This is a genomic window from Alicyclobacillus sp. SO9, assembly GCF_016406125.1.
In the GTDB taxonomy this organism is placed as follows: domain Bacteria; phylum Bacillota; class Bacilli; order Alicyclobacillales; family Alicyclobacillaceae; genus SO9.
Genome location: NZ_CP066339.1, coordinates 2,897,211 through 2,913,169, shown reverse-complemented (window position 1 = coordinate 2,913,169; position 15,959 = coordinate 2,897,211). Strand labels below are relative to the sequence as shown.

General features: G+C 49.2%; 15 protein-coding genes and 2 tRNA genes. 16 read left to right on the top strand and 1 reads right to left on the bottom strand.

The window, feature by feature from the left end:
- The first annotated feature begins 43 nt into the window (after window positions 1-43).
- From sdhA to GI364_RS13600, 3 genes are all read left to right on the top strand, one after another.
- The gene (gene sdhA / locus GI364_RS13610) at window positions 44-1,801 is read left to right on the top strand and encodes a succinate dehydrogenase flavoprotein subunit (RefSeq protein WP_198849817.1); all 1,758 of its coding nucleotides are present in this window, start codon (window positions 44-46) and stop codon (window positions 1,799-1,801) included.
- A complete protein-coding gene (gene sdhB / locus GI364_RS13605; protein ID WP_198849816.1) occupies window positions 1,801-2,565 on the top strand; it encodes a succinate dehydrogenase iron-sulfur subunit in 765 nt (254 codons plus the stop codon). Before sdhA ends, sdhB begins: the two co-directional genes overlap by 1 nt.
- Before the next feature lie 215 nt (window positions 2,566-2,780).
- On the top strand, window positions 2,781-3,407 hold the full coding sequence (locus tag GI364_RS13600) for a hypothetical protein (protein ID WP_198849815.1): 627 nt from the start codon (window positions 2,781-2,783) through the stop codon (window positions 3,405-3,407).
- On the opposite strand, the gene GI364_RS13595 is transcribed toward GI364_RS13600, so the two are convergent.
- Complete coding sequence (locus GI364_RS13595; protein ID WP_198849814.1) at window positions 3,404-4,096, bottom strand: DnaJ domain-containing protein; 693 nt, start codon at window positions 4,094-4,096, stop codon at window positions 3,404-3,406. The two genes, GI364_RS13600 and GI364_RS13595, sit on opposite strands and share 4 nt — an antisense overlap.
- A 162-nt stretch (window positions 4,097-4,258) precedes the next feature.
- Between GI364_RS13595 and GI364_RS13590 the strand changes: the two genes are divergently transcribed.
- The 13 genes from GI364_RS13590 (at window position 4,259) to yihA (ending at window position 15,933) form a co-directional block, all read left to right on the top strand.
- On the top strand, window positions 4,259-4,486 hold the full coding sequence (locus GI364_RS13590) for a helix-turn-helix domain-containing protein (RefSeq protein ID WP_198849813.1): 228 nt from the start codon (window positions 4,259-4,261) through the stop codon (window positions 4,484-4,486).
- A 103-nt stretch (window positions 4,487-4,589) separates the two neighbouring features.
- Window positions 4,590-5,024 carry a MarR family winged helix-turn-helix transcriptional regulator gene (locus tag GI364_RS13585; protein WP_198849812.1) on the top strand — a complete coding sequence of 145 codons (435 nt, stop codon included), beginning with the start codon at window positions 4,590-4,592 and terminating at the stop codon, window positions 5,022-5,024.
- Between the two features lie 67 nt (window positions 5,025-5,091).
- Window positions 5,092-5,925 carry a glutamate racemase gene (gene murI, locus GI364_RS13580; protein ID WP_233095794.1) on the top strand — a complete coding sequence of 278 codons (834 nt, stop codon included), beginning with the start codon at window positions 5,092-5,094 and terminating at the stop codon, window positions 5,923-5,925.
- An 87-nt stretch (window positions 5,926-6,012) separates the two neighbouring features.
- Entirely contained in the window at window positions 6,013-6,627 is a 615-nt protein-coding gene (gene rdgB / locus GI364_RS13575; protein WP_233095793.1) for an RdgB/HAM1 family non-canonical purine NTP pyrophosphatase, read from the top strand.
- Entirely contained in the window at window positions 6,605-7,159 is a 555-nt protein-coding gene (locus GI364_RS13570; protein ID WP_198849811.1) for a metallophosphoesterase family protein, read from the top strand. Before rdgB ends, GI364_RS13570 begins: the two co-directional genes overlap by 23 nt.
- Before the next feature lie 53 nt (window positions 7,160-7,212).
- Window positions 7,213-7,286, top strand: a tRNA-Gly gene (locus GI364_RS13565).
- 3 nt (window positions 7,287-7,289) lie between these two features.
- Window positions 7,290-7,366: transfer RNA gene (locus GI364_RS13560), tRNA-Arg, on the top strand.
- A gap of 155 nt (window positions 7,367-7,521) precedes the next feature.
- The gene (gene tig / locus GI364_RS13555; RefSeq protein ID WP_198849810.1) at window positions 7,522-8,814 is read left to right on the top strand and encodes a trigger factor; all 1,293 of its coding nucleotides are present in this window, start codon (window positions 7,522-7,524) and stop codon (window positions 8,812-8,814) included.
- Between the two features lie 110 nt (window positions 8,815-8,924).
- The gene (gene clpP / locus GI364_RS13550) at window positions 8,925-9,509 is read left to right on the top strand and encodes an ATP-dependent Clp endopeptidase proteolytic subunit ClpP (protein WP_304503160.1); all 585 of its coding nucleotides are present in this window, start codon (window positions 8,925-8,927) and stop codon (window positions 9,507-9,509) included.
- Window positions 9,510-9,638: 129 nt separating this feature from the next.
- Window positions 9,639-10,916, top strand: coding sequence for an ATP-dependent protease ATP-binding subunit ClpX (gene clpX / locus GI364_RS13545; protein WP_198849809.1), 1,278 nt, complete (start codon window positions 9,639-9,641; stop codon window positions 10,914-10,916).
- Window positions 10,917-11,033: 117 nt separating this feature from the next.
- The gene (lonB, locus tag GI364_RS13540; protein WP_198849808.1) at window positions 11,034-12,725 is read left to right on the top strand and encodes an ATP-dependent protease LonB; all 1,692 of its coding nucleotides are present in this window, start codon (window positions 11,034-11,036) and stop codon (window positions 12,723-12,725) included.
- A 173-nt stretch (window positions 12,726-12,898) separates the two neighbouring features.
- The gene (gene lon / locus GI364_RS13535; RefSeq protein WP_198849807.1) at window positions 12,899-15,316 is read left to right on the top strand and encodes an endopeptidase La; all 2,418 of its coding nucleotides are present in this window, start codon (window positions 12,899-12,901) and stop codon (window positions 15,314-15,316) included.
- Window positions 15,313-15,933: a ribosome biogenesis GTP-binding protein YihA/YsxC gene (yihA, locus tag GI364_RS13530; protein ID WP_198849806.1), complete on the top strand. Its 621-nt coding sequence runs from the start codon at window positions 15,313-15,315 to the stop codon at window positions 15,931-15,933. Before lon ends, yihA begins: the two co-directional genes overlap by 4 nt.
- Window positions 15,934-15,959 lie beyond the last annotated feature (26 nt).

The following is a 15,959-nucleotide window of genomic DNA, read 5'->3' as shown; positions in this document are numbered from 1 at the left end:
TGACGCAGGAGATTTTTGATAGGGCCGCAAAGGAGGCAGCAACATGAGTGACCAACGGATTATCGTTGTTGGCGGCGGACTGGCTGGTCTGATGTCGACAATTAAAATAGCCGAAGCGGGAATGCACGTGGATTTGTTCTCGCTTGTACCCGTGAAGAGGTCTCATTCCGTCTGTGCGCAAGGCGGTATTAACGGAGCTGTAAACACGAAGGGGGAAGGAGACTCTCCGTGGGAGCACTTTGACGATACAATTTACGGTGGAGACTTCCTTGCCAATCAGACACAGGTTCTGGCTATGTGCGAGGCCGCGCCTGGAATTATTCACTTGATGGACAGAATGGGCGTCATGTTTAACAGAACACCAGAAGGCCTCCTTGACTTCCGTCGGTTTGGCGGGACGAAACATCACCGTACAGCGTTTGCCGGAGCATCCACAGGTCAGCAATTAGTGTACGCGCTTGATGAGCAGGTGCGCCGCTATGAGACACAGGGGCTTGTGACCAAATATGAAGGTTGGGATTTTCTCAGTGCGGTCTTAGATGACGAGGGGACATGCCGGGGCATTACAGCTCAGGAACTCCGGTCGATGGAGATACATTCCTTTCGCGGAGATGCTGTGATAATGGCCACTGGCGGCATTGGTATGATTTTCGGTAAAAGTACAAATTCAATGATTAATACCGGTACAGCCGCGTCTGCCTTATATCAACAAGGTGTCTATTATGCCAATGGTGAGTTCATTCAGGTCCATCCCACTGCCATCCCAGGGGACGATAAACTCAGGCTGATGTCGGAATCCGCACGTGGTGAAGGCGGTCGAGTGTGGACGTATAAGGATGGGAAGCCTTGGTACTTCCTTGAAGAGATGTATCCTGAATACGGAAACCTGGTACCCCGTGACGTTGCAACACAGGCTATTTTCAAAGTATGTGTGGAAATGGGATTAGGCGTTGACGGCGAAAATCAGGTCTACTTGGACTTGTCACACATTCCCGCAGACGTATTGAACGTGAAGTTGGGAAACATTCTGGATATCTACGAAAAATTTGTTGGCGATGACCCACGTAAGGTACCGATGAGAATTTTCCCCGGGATGCACTACAGTATGGGTGGCCTCTGGGTGGATATTAATCAGCAAACGAACATCCCAGGTTTGTTTGCGGCTGGTGAAGCAGAATATCAGTACCATGGTGCCAATCGTCTAGGTGCCAACTCTTTGCTTTCCTGCATTTATGATGGAATGGTGGCTGGACCTAATGCCGTGAAGTATGCTTCGGGCCTGAAAACTGCTGCTGCAGATATCTCTGATGAGGTGTTTGAAGGATGTCGCAAAGAGCAAGAAGATAAATTCGAGGGTATTCTCAAGATGGACGGGGACGAAAACCCCTATCAACTGCATCGCGAACTTGGCAAGATTATGACAGACAACGTGACCGTTGTGCGTTACAACAACAAATTGAAAGAAGCCGATGAAAAAATTCAGGAACTGATGGAGCGCTACAAAAACATCGGCCTCGTAGATAAATCTCGCTGGGAGAACCAAATGGCCCCGTTTACTCGGCAACTGTGGAACATGCTTGAGTTGGCTCGTGTCATTACACTCGGTGCGTTGGCTCGAGATGAGAGTCGCGGAGCACACTACAAACCAGACTTTCCGAACCGAGACGACGAGAACTGGTTGAAGACGACCAAGGCTTCCTGGACAAAGGACGGCCCCTTGCTCGAGTACGAAGATGTTGACGTGTCTTTGATAAAACCCCGTTTACGAAACTACGCTGTAAACAAGGAGGCGACTTCCTGATGGCAGAGTCTTCGACAGCAACAAAAACCGTGCAACTGATAATCGAACGGCAGGACAATCCAAATTCGCCGACATACAAAGATGAGTTTGAGGTTCCCTATAGTCCTGGGATGAACGTGATTGCTTGTCTCATGGAAATACAGCGCAATCCCGTGAATAAGAAAGGTGAAACAGTGGCTCCCGTGACGTGGGAGATGAACTGTTTGGAGGAAATTTGCGGAGCCTGTACCATGGTGATTAACGGAAAGCCCAGACAGGCCTGTACAGCCTTGGTGGATACATTAGAGCAGCCGATTCGGTTAAAGCCTGCTCGGACATTTCCTGTTGTCAGAGACTTGGTCGTCGATCGCAGTCGAATGTTCGACGCACTTAAGAAGATTAAGGCCTGGATTCCCATAGACGGCACCTATGACTTGGGCCCAGGGCCCAGAATGCCGGAAAAAGACCGGCAGTGGGCTTATGAACTGTCAAGGTGTTTTACATGTGGAGCTTGTGTCGAGGCGTGTCCCAATGTGAATGACAGGACTTCCTTCATTGGGCCGTTTGCTTTATCGCAGGCCAGGTTGTTTAATGCGCACCCTACGGGTGCCATGCATAAGGAAGAGCGCTTGGAAGCCTTGGCTGGAGAAGGCGGGATTCATGAGTGCGGTAATGCGCAGAACTGTGTGCAAGTGTGTCCTAAGGGTATCCCACTGACGACCTCGATTGCTGCGATGAACCGCCAAGTAACGTACCACGCCATTGGGTCTTGGCTAAAGAAGTAAAGTCTCGTGACTTTTAGCGTGTGAAAGACTGAAACGAATGGACTGTCTCATCTGCCGCGGAACATTTGCTTTGACGCAAAGTTCAGTGCGGCAGCTTGGGACAGTCTTTTTGTTGTTTGACCTCATCTGAGATTCGCTGTGCGCCGATGACATCCCTTGTTTTAACCATATTATTTGTGGTCATACTGAGAGATGGATGAGAGGTGAACAGTTGCATGAAAAAGATAGTGGAAGCCGTTCTAGTGGCGGCTGTCACGGTTGTGACAGTTTCAACTGCTGCTACCATAATTCATAACCGAAGTCTACAGATACGTAGTACGGCTGCGAAGATAATGAACCAGAATCTGCAACAAGTATTTCAGTCCCCAGGTCAAACGTCAGCAGGCGTGTTGAAAGCGGGTCGGTCTGTTGCAAATCACGGAACTGCTCCTGCAGCAGCATCAAGTCAAAACTCAACCGTACATGGTGTGCATACGACGGCTGCGCCCATTTCATCTGGTGCTCCGTCGGACAGTAGTATTGTGAAAAACTGGTCAGCAGCAGATACAAAGCGGTTTCTTGAAATCACAGACAAGCTGGTACATTCTTTAACACCAGCCGACTGGAACAACATTGAACAGGCTTTGACTCAGGGCAGCGAGCGGCAGGCTCAAATCGTACTCATGACCACCGCACACAAGTATCTCACACCATCTGACGAGGCTTGGGTGGCGACGCATTTGGCTGGAAATAAGCCGTTTGGCCCGGTAGACGTCTCGCTGTTACAGCAGGCGTTTAAGCAGTTAGAGGGCCAACTGACCCCTGCCGAACAACAATTGCTGCAGGAAAATCACCTGCTTTAGCGGTCAGACAAAAGAAATAGGAATTTTCCCACTCCAAACAACCCAGTTGCAATGGCTATCCATAACAGCAAAGGATTTGAATTGGTTGAGGTCCTTTGAAAAAGTGCCCATAAAATCACTCCGAGGAGCATGATGGACGTTGTTGCCACCAAGTGGACTGTTTGTCGCGTGGCGTCAATTTGGGTGCGGGACGAGGTGGTCGGTTCCGTACTCGGGGCTGGATTCGGATGCGTGCTTGTAGATGGAGAACTGTCATGTCTGGCCGTCTGATTTTCTGAACTCGATGGTGACGCGGCAGCTTTTGCCGAAGAGCGTGTGTCGGTCTGCTGTATGTGAACGTGAATGCGGATCACTTCATTTTTATCATAAGAATCTCTGCGCTGCGGGTCCCTGAGGGTTTGATAGGCTGCGACAATTCGTTGAAAGTGCTGTTGGCGCGAGTCATTGTCTCGGCGTTTGTCAGGATGCCATTTTTGCACAGCACCGTGAAAGGCCTTTTTAATCTCATCGGGACCCGCAGACTGCACAACCCCGAGAATGTCGTAGTAGGATAGGCTCAGTTCCCCTGCACAGATTCCGCAACGGGCGGTCGTGGCGTGTTGAAAGGGCACCCTGTTGATTCTTTTGCAGGTGCTACACCGTCGCAAAATAAGGCTCTGAGTCTGCAATGCATGGACGTTCGATGCCACTTCCTCAGTCAACTCCTTCATTTCTACCTGTCTTAACAATACAACATTCTGTTGTAACTGCCTATGTTCTCCTGAAGGCGGAACGCTCATTGCCGCCTTTACATACGATAACCTGACTGTATCCCGTACTTGTGAACCTTCACAACAAGGAGGGATAAGAGAATGTCCTTAGAGAAAGACATGCGAGTCAAGTCACTGCTTACCAATCGCGAACGGGAAGTTTTTGAACTACTGGTTCAAGATAAGACGACGAAAGAGATTGCGGCACAATTGTTTGTCAGCGAGAAAACGGTCCGGAACCATATCTCTAATGTAATGAAGAAACTAAATGTCAAGGGTCGTTCTCAAGCAGTAGTCGAACTAGTGCGACTGGGAGAACTGGCAATTTGACGACGGAGATGATGGATGAGACGGCTAGGCTAGGCTTCAGCGTTGACGGTCCTCGGGGAGGGTGCTACAATTTTTGAGAATCTCCCTGAATGAGGTGCAATACATGAAACCGGAAATTCCGGAATGTGTAGTAGATATGGAGCAAAAACTGCGTCAGATTGCCAGAACTGTTCGCCGCCGCGGTCGTACCTTGTTGGAACAATACGGTATTACCCCGCCTCAATTCGACGCCCTCCTCATCTTGCATAAAGAAGGGGAGTTGACCATTGGAGACCTGAGCAACCGTCTCTTTCTTGCTTATAGTACAACGACCGATCTCGTTGACCGCCTCGTTGCAGCTGGCTTCGTTGTTCGACAACGCAGCCAGGATGACCGCAGAGTCGTACATGTGAAAATGCTGCCTGCGGGTGCACACCTCATTGAAGAAGTCTTGGATGCACGTCGCGCCTATTTAGATGCTGTGTTGGAATCTTTGAGTCTTGACGAAAAGAAGGAGATCCTCCACGCGCTGGAACTCCTAACCGCGATGATGGGGTAAGGTGCACGCGTTGCGCAGAATGCGTAACGCTCGGCTTTTGTTTGATAAAGAGTTGGGGGAGATTAGTGTGCAGCATGACTTGCCAATCGGCATCTTTGACTCTGGGGTTGGCGGGCTAACTGTCGCGTCAGCCATTGCAAAGACCTTGCCGAACGAGCAGATCTTTTATTTTGGGGATATGGCAAGGTGTCCCTATGGAAATCGAAACGGCAAGGAAGTTACAGAATTTTCTGTTCAAATAGTGGAGTATCTGCTGCAACTTGGCGTAAAGATGATCGTCGTGGCCTGTAACACGGCCACGGCTACAGCCTTGCCAGAACTGAGGCGTCGCTTCGACATACCGATTATAGGTGTAATTCAGCCAGGGTCGAGAGCTGCTGCAAAGGAGACGGAGAGTGGGCGCGTGGGTGTCATCGGCACGACTGTCACCATTGCCAGTGGGGCATATGAGTTGGCAGTTCACGCTGCTGATCCAAACATTAGCGTTTATAGTCTTGGCTGTCCAGCCTTTGTTCCTTTGGTTGAGCAGGGCAAATGTTCTGGACAAGAGGTAGAATCGATTGTGCACAATTCGCTAGAGCCGCTTCGTGCGTTAGAAATTGATACACTGATTCTCGGGTGCACACATTACCCGTTGCTTGAACAGCCCATTGCAAAGGTTCTTGGTCCGTCAGTACGACTTATTTCGTCCGCAGATGAGACAGCTCTGGAAGTTCACCGACTGCTTCTTGAACAGGCGGGACTCTGTGAGCATCGTCTTGGCCCCAACCGTTACTTCACCACAGGAAACGGCGATAGGATGGCTGAGGTTCTGCACTCTTGGATGAATGCAACGGAAGAAGAAATACAAGAGTGCATTCAGACGGTGGACGTCGACGTTCTATTAACAGCGCCGCGATAGCGTGAAAGTCTTGGAGGATTTGTCCTCATAGTTGCCGGTGAGGTAAAATGACAGGAAAAATCGGGAATGCAAGGAGGTTGCGGTCTGTTGCTGGAAGTCTACATAGCGTCCAAGAACGCGCACAAGGTGCAGGAGTATCGCAAACTGCTAAAACCGCTTGGATGGAGTGTTCTGCCCCTGCCTGATGACATAGACGAGTGTCCGGAAAACGCTCATAGTTTCGAGGCGAATGCAATGGAGAAAGCGGTATTTTACAGTCGAACGATGAAAGGATGGGTGCTCGCGGACGATTCCGGGTTAAGCGTTCCCGAGTTGAACGGGGAGCCAGGAGTACGGTCCGCGCGCTATGCTGGGGAACACGGAGATGATAGTGCAAACAATCGAAAGTTGCTGCAGCGTTTGGACACCGTTCCAAATGATCGCAGGACGGCATTTTTTATATGCAGCATAGCCCTCTGGAATGACCAGATTGGAACTGGCCTAACAGTGCGCGGCCAAGTGGAAGGCACAATCCTGCGCCAGCCAAGTGGTCAGTCCGGATTCGGCTATGACCCGCTTTTTTTCTACGCGCCGCTTGGGAAGTCATTCGCTGATTTATCCATGGATGAGAAAAATGAGGTTTCTCATCGCCGACGTGCAGTACAAGCTTTGTCTTCTGTGTGGGAGGGAGGCGTGCGGCGTGCGTTTGTGCGTAGTGAGTGATACGCATCGACATCGTCACGAACTGCTTCAGGCGGTGAAAAACTCGCAACCATTAGACGCAGTACTCCACGCAGGGGACGAAACGTCTGACGTCGACTGGCTGAAAGAGAAGGTTGACTGGGATGTTTACGGCGTAGCCGGAAACTGGGACATTGCAGGAGAGTATCCGGAATACATGGCGTTGACACAGTACGGACCTTCTATATTTCTCGTTCATGGACACACATTTGGGGTGAAGGACGGCGTGGGCAGCCTTTTGCTTCAAGCAAGGTCTGCGGGCGCAGACATTGTTGTGTTTGGACATACCCATCAGGCTGTGTCATTGGTACGAGACGGTAAGCTGTTCTTGAACCCAGGGAGCCTTTCGCAACCTCGGGGCAGAACGGAGCGCACGTATGCCGTTCTCGATATAGATTTGGCAGAAGACGGCCAAGCCTATGACGTACGCGCACAGCACTTCACCCTTCACGGAGAATCACTGGCCGACTTAATACTCCGGGTTCAGTTCGCAACAAATGAAGATGATGCTTGATTTTTTAATGTAGAATCGTCTAAACTATACAGGTGCCATTTTCGATGAGTCGTGCGGGTGTAGTTCAATGGTAGAACTCCAGCCTTCCAAGCTGGTCGCGTGGGTTCGATTCCCATCACCCGCTCCATATGTCTCAGTAGCTCAGCTGGATAGAGCAACAGCCTTCTAAGCTGTGGGCCGGGGGTTCGAATCCCTCCTGAGACGCCACTTCAAGCGAGGGCATCTCCCGCATCTCGGAGATGCCTTTTTGCAGGAGTTGTTTGGTCATAGCGTCGAGCGTAATGCGGGTTAGTCGGCCCAAACGTCACCGTGTCCAAGCGAAGCACACATTGAACATCTGTTGTTTGGGGAGGATCAATCGCATGACAGCGAAATGGGAGAAAACCGACAAAAACGTTGGTGTACTGGAAGTTGAAGTTTCAAACGAACGATTTTCAGAAGCGTTAGACTATGCTTTTAAGAAAGTAGTAAAGGACGTTAACCTGCCAGGCTTTCGAAAAGGCAAGGTTCCCCGAAAAATATTTGAGGCCCGTTTTGGCGTGGAGTCCCTATTTCAAGACGCAGTAGATTATATGCTGCCAAGCGCCTATGAAGGAGCTGTTGAAGAGACGGGAATCGAACCCGTGGCACAGCCGTCTGTCGACGTAGTGCAACTTGAAAATGGTAAACCATTCATTTTCAAAGCTACCGTCACGGTGAAGCCGGAAGTCGAGCTTGGCGATTACAAAGGCCTTGAAATCGAGGATAAGCCCTTTGAACTGACGGATGAAGCAGTCAATGAGGAACTTGACAGTATCCGGTCGAATCACGCGGAAATTGAAGTGGTCGAAGATGGGGAAGTACAAAACGGCGACACGGTCAGTATCGACTTTGTCGGCAAAGTAGACGGAGAAGAGTTTGAAGGCGGCGAAGCCGAGAACTATCAACTGGAGATTGGTTCAGGGTCGTTCATTGTCGGGTTTGAGGAACAACTCGTCGGAATGAAGCCCGAAGACGAGAGAGACATTAACGTGACATTCCCGGAAGAATACCATGTTAAATCTTTGGCTAACAAAGAAGCTGTGTTTCACGTTACACTTCATGATGTCAAGCGGAAAAAACTCCGTGAGTTGAATGACGAATTTGTTCAGGAAGTCAGTGACTTTGAGACTGTTGACGAGTATGTAGCCGATGTGAAGAAGAATCTTGCAGAGCGACTCGAGCAAGACCACAAACGCTACCTTGAGGATGAAGTCGTCAAGGCCGTCGTCGCCAATGCTACAGTTGACATTCCTGAGGCGATGATTGAGCACGAAATTGACCATCAAGTAGAGAACTTCTCTCAGCAGTTGCAGATGCAGAACATTCCTTTTGATGCCTATCTTGAGTTTACAGGAATGTCTCAGCAAGAGGTTCGCTCTCAGTTTAAGGAGGGTGCAGAGCAGAGTGTTCGCACCGGGCTTGTTCTTGAGGCTGTGGCGGAGGCGGAGAAGTTCGAGCCAACTGAGGACGAAGTGAAAGCCGAAATCCAGAAAATTGCTGAGTCGGCTCAGCTCGAAGTTGAACGCGTTGAGCAAATGCTGAATATGAGAGACCCAGGGTTAGCCGGACTTAAGAACGATGTGAGAAATCGAAAAACCATTGACTTTTTGGTTGAGAATAGCAAAGTAGCATGATTTGGTGTACAATAATAAGAGAGCAACGTATAGGAACAAGGCACGTTTTCGTGCCTTGTTTTCTCAAACGGGTAATATCCTGTTTGGAATCGATATGAGGAGGGCCAGCCTTGAGTTTGACACCTATTGTTATCGAACAGACAAGTCGTGGTGAGCGTTCGTACGATATTTACTCCCGTTTGTTAAGGGATAGAATCATCCTATTGGGAACGCCCATTGATGACTACGTTGCAAATTCAGTAGTTGCTCAATTGCTGTTTTTGGCGGCAGATGATCCGGACCGTGATGTTCAATTGTACATCAACAGCCCTGGTGGTTCTGTGACTGCCGGTTTGGCAATTTACGATACGATTCAGCACATTAAGCCAAATGTTTCCACGATGTGTGTCGGATTGGCGGCTAGTATGGGCGCGTTTCTTTTGGCTGCTGGAGCCAAAGGAAAGCGGTATGCGTTGCCCAACAGTGAAATCATGATTCACCAGCCGCTTGGAGGCGTTCAAGGTCAGGCATCCGATATTAAAATCCATGCGGATTGGATTCTAAAGACAAAAGAAAAGTTAAATCGAATTCTTTCTGAACGCACGGGTCAGCCATATGAACGTGTGGAAAAGGATACGGATAGGGACAACTTTTTGTCCGCCCATCAGGCAAAGGAATACGGCATTATCGATGAAGTCATCACCTCTGCATCATAGTCCAGAGGTATTGGAGTGTTCGCATCGGTAATGCTATAATCGATGCAATTTCAAGGCGAGTTTGTCCACAGTCGGCGTTCTTGCCTTGGCCCTCCGGGGTAGATTGGTTCTTATGAGGGAGGGACCTTTGTGTTTAAGTTTAACGAGGAAAAAGGACAGTTGAAGTGCTCTTTTTGTGGTAAAACGCAGGAACAGGTGAGGAAGCTTGTGGCTGGTCCCGGCGTCTATATTTGTGACGAGTGTATTGAGTTGTGTAATGAAATTGTCGAAGAGCAACTCGGTGAGGAAGAGGACTTTGAGCTCAAGGATATTCCAAAACCGACAGGCATAAGGGAAATTCTTGACGACTATGTAATTGGTCAGGATGCGGCGAAAAAGTCTTTATCTGTGGCAGTGTACAACCACTACAAACGCATCAACGCGTCGGGCACAAAGAACGATGATGTGGAGCTCGCAAAGAGTAACATTATGATGATTGGGCCGACTGGAAGCGGAAAAACGCTTTTGGCGCAGACACTTGCTCGTATTTTGAACGTGCCTTTTGCAATTGCTGACGCGACTTCTTTGACAGAGGCAGGCTATGTTGGCGAAGACGTCGAGAACATCTTATTGAAATTGATTCAGGCGGCCGATTATGATGTAGAAAAGGCTGAACGCGGGATTATCTACATCGATGAAATCGATAAAATTGCACGTAAGTCGGAGAATCCGTCTATTACTCGAGATGTGTCTGGGGAAGGCGTTCAGCAAGCACTGCTGAAAATTCTTGAGGGAACTGTTGCAAGTGTGCCTCCACAGGGCGGACGCAAACATCCTCACCAAGAGTTTATTCAGATAGATACCACCAATGTACTGTTTATTTGTGGCGGTGCTTTTGACGGTATCGAACCAATTATTAAGCGTCGACTTGGGAACAAAGTGATTGGTTTTGGTCAACAATCCGAAAATCCACTAGAGAACTCGAAGCGTTCTGTCGTATCAAAGGTGCTCCCGGAAGACCTGTTGAAGTTTGGGCTCATTCCCGAATTCATTGGACGGCTTCCTGTTGTAAGTACGTTGGATGCGCTTGATGATGACGCTTTGAAGAGAATCCTGGTGGAGCCAAAAAATGCCTTGGTTAAGCAGTTTGAGAAGTTGCTTGAGATTGACGGGGTTGAGCTTGAGTTCCGTGAGGATGCGTTGGAAGAAATCGCGAAAGAAGCGATTAAACGTGGTACCGGGGCGAGAGGATTGCGCTCCATCATTGAGGGTATCATGCTAGACGTAATGTACGAACTGCCGTCGAGAGATGATGTACAGCAGTGCATTATCACGGCGGAAGCTGCGCGTGATGAACAAGGACCATTGCTTTTGGGCAAAGATGGTAAGACCACGAAGGTAATGAGGAAATCTGAAGAAACAGCGTAGGGTGCTGATGTAATAGGCACTTGGAAACTCGCCGGTACTTCCGGCGAGTTTTTTGTTTACCTCCCTTTTGCCGTGGACATACTGACTTCTAGTGTATGTTATGAGGGAGGGGTTCGAATGACCACTACAATTCTCGCGGTAATTCAAGTGTTTTTCGCCGTGGTTGTCGGCTTGTATTTTTGGAACCTGTTAAAGCAACAAAATAGTAATCGTCACGCAATTGAACGTGAATCTCGTAAGGAACTGGATAAATTAAGGAAACTGCGTACCGTGTCACTCAGCGAGCCGTTGTCGGAAAAGACGAGGCCTGCTTCCCTGGCAGATATTGTCGGGCAAAAGGACGGGCTGAAGGCCTTGCGCGCGGCACTGTGCGGGCCAAATCCTCAACATGTTCTAATTTACGGACCTCCTGGAGTCGGAAAAACTGCTGCAGCAAGGGTCGTGTTGGAAGAAGCGAAACATACCGTGGGTTCTCCGTTTAAGAGTGATGCCAAGTTCGTAGAGATTGATGCCACCACGGCGCGATTTGATGAACGTGGGATTGCGGATCCATTAATTGGGTCGGTACATGACCCGATTTATCAAGGTGCCGGAGCCATGGGCATAGCAGGGATTCCCCAACCGAAACAGGGGGCTGTGACAAAAGCTCACGGCGGCATGCTGTTCATTGATGAGATAGGTGAGTTGCATCCAATCCAAATGAATAAGCTGTTAAAGGTGTTAGAGGACCGAAAGGTGTTTTTGGAGAGCGCTTACTATAGCTCAGAAGACCATTCCATTCCTATGCATGTCCATGACATCTTTCAGAATGGGTTGCCGGCAGACTTTCGCTTGGTCGGTGCAACAACTCGGTCGCCTGAGGAAATTCCGGCGGCAGTCCGTTCGCGCTGCATGGAAGTCTTTTTTAAGCCTCTCACTAAGACTGAAATTGGGGTTATAGTGGAGAAGGCCGCCGTAAAGGTTTCAATGCCCATGGACCAATCTGCGATAGAGGAAGTCACTCGCTATGCTACCAATGGACGTGACGCTGTTAATATCGTGCAAATAGCAGGAGGCTTGGCATTGACCGAATCTCGCCGTAACATTGCACAAGCGGATGTTCAGTGGGTCATTCAGTTTAGCCAACTCAACCCGCGACCCGATGTCAAGGTTGGGTCTGAGCCACAGATTGGCGTTGTCAACGGATTGGCAGTTTACGGTCCCAGCATGGGAACTTTGCTGGAAATCGAAGTGGAAGCGAGCCCTTCACCAGGCAAAGAAGGAACCTTAACGATTACGGGACTGGTTGAAGAAGAGACAATGAATGGCCGGGATAGGTCAATGCGCCGCAAGTCAATGGCTAAGGCTTCTTTGGACAATGTTTTAACGACACTGCGCCGCTATGCGGGAATTGATACGACCGAGTACAACTTGCATATCAATTTCCCTGGCGGTATGCCTGTAGACGGGCCAAGTGCTGGCGTGTCCATGGCTGCTGCCATTTTCTCCGCGATTCGACAAGTGCCTGTGCTCCCATCGGTAGCCATGACTGGGGAAATATCCATCCGCGGACTGGTCAAACCAGTGGGCGGAGTTCCTGCCAAAATTGATGCGGCACTAGACGCTGGTATTGATGTAGTTTTGATTCCAAGAGAAAACTGGCAGCAAAATTTTACGCAATATGAGAATATTAAAATTGTACCCGTGGAAAGATTCGAAGACGTCCTCCGCTTGGCTCTATCTGGAGGAATGGAAGCCTCTTTCCTCAAAAACAGCGTTAAGGTTGTGGATCCCCTTTCGAGCGCTGGGACGGTTAACAGCATACAGTAAAGAGACTTGTTTAACATAGGGTTGCTGCAGTGAGTCGATACTATTGTAGAAATTAGACTTTGAACTGCTGATTTTGTACAATGTATGCCAACTAGGTTACGGTGACCTATTGTAAGAATACAAGCTGTTCAGTGAAGATGTCTCGTCACTGTTTGCTTTCTGGGGGTGGAGTAATGCCAACAAAGAACGACAAAATGGAAGTGTATCCACTGTTACCGCTGCGAGGTCTTCTAGTTTTCCCGTCAATGGTATTGCATTTTGACGTAGGACGCGAAAAATCCGTTAAGGCACTGGAGAAAGCCATGTTGGATGAACACATACTTGTGCTTGCTTCTCAGCAAGATGGTCAAGTCGATAGTCCAGAGCGGGAAGACCTGTATCAGACCGGTACGCTAGTCCGCGTAAAGCAAATGATGAAGCTTCCAAACAGTACCATTCGTGTATTGGTAGAGGGCATGGAACGCGTTCAAATCGGTGAATTTGTAAAGTTGGACGAGTGGTTTGAGGTACGCGTGCGTCGGGTACCGGATAATGAAAGTGAAGCCCCAGATTCGGAAAGTCAGGCCATGATGAGAAGCGTTCTTCAGCAGTTTGAACATTATGTCAAGTTATCGAAAAAGGTCGACCAAGAGATATATCACTCCGTTCTTGATATTGAGCAACCTGGCAGGCTGGCTGACGTCATCACTTCACACCTGCCGTTAAAGATTAAAGATAAACAGGAAATCCTGGAGTGCTTTAGTGTTCATACACGCTTAGAGCGCCTGCTTCAAATTTTATCGGACGAACGGGAAGTTCTCGAGCTTGAGAAGAAAATCCACCAACGCGTTCGAAAGCAGATGGAAAAAACACAAAAGGAATACTACCTTCGGGAACAAATGAAGGCGATTCAGAAGGAACTTGGAGAGAAAGAAGGGCGTAGCCAGGAAGTCGCCGAGCTTCGCGAAACAGCGGCCAATAAGAAACTGCCTGAAGAAGTGCAAGAGCGCCTTGAGAAGGAACTCGAACGCCTGGAACGGATCCCCACGGCGTCAGCAGAAGGTACAGTGGCAAGGACCTACATAGATTGGCTTTTAGCCTTGCCCTGGACTGAACAGGTTGCGTCCAAGGTGCAGTTGCAACGAGCTGAAAAAGTCCTGGAAGCGGACCACTATGGACTTGAAAAAGTCAAGGACAGAATTCTCGAGTTTCTTGCTGTTCAGCAACTGGCTTCAAAGCAACGGGGGCCCATCATTTGTTTGGCAGGTCCCCCGGGAGTCGGTAAGACTTCCTTGGCGAAGTCGGTGGCGAAGTCCTTAAAGCGCCCCTTTGTTCGAGTATCTCTTGGCGGAGTACGAGACGAAGCGGAAATAAGAGGACATCGGCGGACTTACATTGGGGCTTTGCCCGGTAGAGTCCTTCAGGGAATGAAACAGGCGGGTGTTAAGAATCCCGTATTCCTACTTGACGAGATTGACAAGATGGCGAGCGATTTTCGAGGTGATCCCGCATCGGCTATGCTTGAAGTTCTCGACCCTGAGCAGAATCATTCCTTTTCAGACCACTATATAGAGATACCTTTTGACTTGTCAGACGTACTGTTTATCACCACAGCCAACGATTTGTCGCAAATTCCGGGGCCGCTTCGTGATCGAATGGAAATCATTCAGATATCAGGCTATACCGAATTGGAAAAATTGGAAATAGCGAAGCGTCATTTGTTGCCAAAACAAAAGGAAGACCATGCGCTTAAAGGCGACAAACTGCGAATTGGAGATGAAATTCTCCTGCAGTTAATTCGCGACTATACCCGTGAAGCCGGGGTCAGACAACTTGACAGGTACTTAGCGTCTGTTTCCCGAAAAACCGCCAAGCGCATCGCAATGGGCCAGCAAAAAAGGGTTCAAATGACCGGCGAGGTGCTGGTTGACTTCCTTGGCCCGGCAATCTTCCGCCATGGGGAAATTCAGGAGCAAGATGAGGTTGGCGTTGTCACTGGATTAGCATGGACGGCGGCAGGCGGAGACACCTTAACCATTGAAGTCACCACTGTCCCTGGAAAAGGGAAGGTTGTGCTGACTGGCCATCTGGGAGATGTGATGAAGGAGAGTGCTCAAACTGCTTTATCATATGTCCGCTCCCGCGCGGCTGATTTGGGGATTTCCGTAGATTTCGCCGACACCACAGATATCCACGTGCATGTGCCGGAGGGCGCCATTCCGAAAGACGGTCCCTCAGCTGGGATTACCATGGCAACAGCCATTGCGAGCACACTCTCTAACAGGCGTGTGGACCGCACGGTTGCCATGACGGGGGAAATTACGCTTCGAGGCCGTGTTCTGCCGATTGGCGGATTGAAGGAAAAAAGTCTTGCGGCACACAGAGCAGGCATCAAGACCATTTTATTTCCGCAAGATAATGTAAAAGACTTAAGGGATATTCCGCAGTCAATTCGCGACCAAATTGATTTTATACCGGTAGAGCGTATGGATCAGGTCTTGAGACGAGCGCTTGAGAAAGAAGCAGGCGGTACGGGCTACGCTGCTCAGGAAGCCCCAATTCACAATCTGGTACATGAAGACTACTCGTCGGGGGAGAACGCACACCAGTGAAAATACGAAGTGCAGAATTTGAGATCAGCTCTGTGCGGCCGTCCCAGTGGCCGCTGGATGGGCTTCCGGAAGTTGCGTTTGTTGGTCGCAGTAATGTAGGGAAGTCTTCACTCCTAAACAAATTGTTGGGGCGAAAGTCCTTAGCGCGAATTTCATCGCAACCAGGTAAAACGCAGCAGATTAATTTCTATCGAGTCAATCAGGAAATTCGATTTGGTGATTTACCCGGGTACGGCTATGCTCAAGTCAGCAAGCAGCAGAGAAGCCAGTTTCTTCGGATGATGGATACGTACTTGTCAAAACGCGATGTACTCCGTCTTGTATTTCATCTCATTGACAGTCGTCATGACCCGACAAAAGACGACATCGCGCGACACAAATGGCTGCTTGATACAGGGGTTCCAATTGTTGTTGTCGCAACCAAAATAGACAAGCTGCCTAAGACAAAAGTGAAAGCTTCCTTACAACGGATTCGAACGGTATTGGCGTCTCCTTATCCTGTTTTAGGTGTCTCGGCAGCAAAAAGTATCGGAATAGACGAAATGTGGGAATATATTCAAAGTGCGACACAGGATGACAACACAGGAACAGAAGCTGAAAATCTGCCAAAGAACTGACAAACTCTCGCCATGTAGGTTTTCTA

Bases quoted from the DNA above. Each gene is read 5' to 3' on its own strand.
- GI364_RS13590 (WP_198849813.1), top strand. From the start codon at position 4,259: ATGTCCTTAGAGAAAGACATGCGAGTCAAGTCACTGCTTACCAATCGC.
- lon (WP_198849807.1), top strand. From the start codon at position 12,899: ATGCCAACAAAGAACGACAAAATGGAAGTGTATCCACTGTTACCGCTG.
- lonB (WP_198849808.1), top strand. From the start codon at position 11,034: ATGACCACTACAATTCTCGCGGTAATTCAAGTGTTTTTCGCCGTGGTT.
- tig (WP_198849810.1), top strand. From the start codon at position 7,522: ATGACAGCGAAATGGGAGAAAACCGACAAAAACGTTGGTGTACTGGAA.
- sdhB (WP_198849816.1), top strand. From the start codon at position 1,801: ATGGCAGAGTCTTCGACAGCAACAAAAACCGTGCAACTGATAATCGAA.
- GI364_RS13600 (WP_198849815.1), top strand. From the start codon at position 2,781: ATGAAAAAGATAGTGGAAGCCGTTCTAGTGGCGGCTGTCACGGTTGTG.
- GI364_RS13585 (WP_198849812.1), top strand. From the start codon at position 4,590: ATGAAACCGGAAATTCCGGAATGTGTAGTAGATATGGAGCAAAAACTG.
- sdhA (WP_198849817.1), top strand. From the start codon at position 44: ATGAGTGACCAACGGATTATCGTTGTTGGCGGCGGACTGGCTGGTCTG.